A 1,393-nucleotide genomic window follows, 5' to 3' on the forward strand; every position below is an offset into this window, starting at 1 on the left:
GAAACCAACCCGCCTGCACTCGATCGCAGAAGCTAAAGAAACAATAGACAATAGTCCATCAGGAAGAACTCCGTAATGTCTACCCTAAGTGCTCTCCTTAGTTGTTTATTTCCCGTAGCAAGGAGTAGGCGTTAACTATTCCAAGGCTGATTAATCTTGGCCATGGCAACCACACTGGGCTTATTGGCATTTTCCTTAATTATTGAAAAGTAGAACGGGCGGTCAAACTTGATACGTTTTTTATTAGGTCTTAAACATTCAGTAACCCAAATATCTGATATTGCCGCTACATCTGCTCCTTTTTGATCAAAATTCAATGCTGCCTTATGTTTGCCGGTGACTCCAGGCGCCGGGTATTTTGTTGTAAATTCATAGTCAAATTTGAATTTGGGGAGCGTTAGACTCGCTTCATCATTTGCTTTTTTACCCAGAATGGAAGCCAGCCCATTTGACAGAATCCGATTGAGATCGTCACTATTTTCGTCGGCTCCGTCTGGTGGTAACACAAGCACTGCTTTCATTCCTTTTTCCTTAACAGGAACAGATACAAAATCATAGCCTTCTGATTGAGTGTGTGCGATGGAGTTGGTGTCACAACTTGTCATCCACTGAATTTCCGGGCGGGTTGTATTATTCCATGTCATTCCTGAACTCCGTACATTATTCATTAAATCAAAAGGTCTTTTCCATGAAACATATTGAAATAACCAAGTGACCAGGCGAAACATAAGGTTTGGCTCTGTCAGATCTCTGGATTTTAGAAAATCAGTAATCATACCTTTGGTATCTTTTTCAATTTTATTATTGAGTTCAGCTGTAACGACTACAGGGCCCTTATGTCTTATTTCTGAGCTGGTTGTATGTGAAATATCGAGTCGTTTCAGGACTTTATCAACATGTTCACTTCTTGAATGAACATGTATGCCTTCTAAAGTGTTCTCAATATTGGGTCGAGTTTGACCAGACCCGATAGCAGTCCCTTTTAAGCCCGCCTCATTCATTACCCAGGCGGTGATTTCCTCAGTTGTATTGACCAGGGAGGGTGAAGTAACTATGTTAACTTGTCTATCAGATAATAATACCTGAACAAATTGTCGTACATCTTTTTGAAGACCTTCAAGTGAAGGGGTGTCGTTTCCTCGTGCTACCGTGTGAGTGCCTGATGAACCCACCGGCTGTGGAGAATATAAAGCGTTTGGATTAGCTGACAAGTATTGAGGGTTAATATTGGTGTCAAGGGATTGATAATTTTGCATTTTGATTGAAAACTCCAAGCTAAATATTTACTGCCTGAATTGAAGCATAGTGTCCTGATAACAAATGCCAACAACTCAACGCAGTGTTAGTTTAGAAGTTTTTATGATTTTGTATCTGTTCCTGTTAAGGAAAAAGG

Annotated in this window: 1 protein-coding gene; it reads right to left on the minus strand. The window is 40.4% G+C overall.

The window, feature by feature from the left end; all coding sequences use genetic code 11:
* Positions 1-131 precede the first annotated feature (131 nt).
* Entirely contained in the window at positions 132-1,274 is a 1,143-nt protein-coding gene (locus KDK14_RS00025) for a serpin family protein (protein ID WP_257262962.1), read from the minus strand.
* Positions 1,275-1,393 lie beyond the last annotated feature (119 nt).

Source organism: Endozoicomonas sp. ONNA2, from assembly GCF_024606365.1.
In the GTDB taxonomy this organism is placed as follows: domain Bacteria; phylum Pseudomonadota; class Gammaproteobacteria; order Pseudomonadales; family Endozoicomonadaceae; genus Endozoicomonas.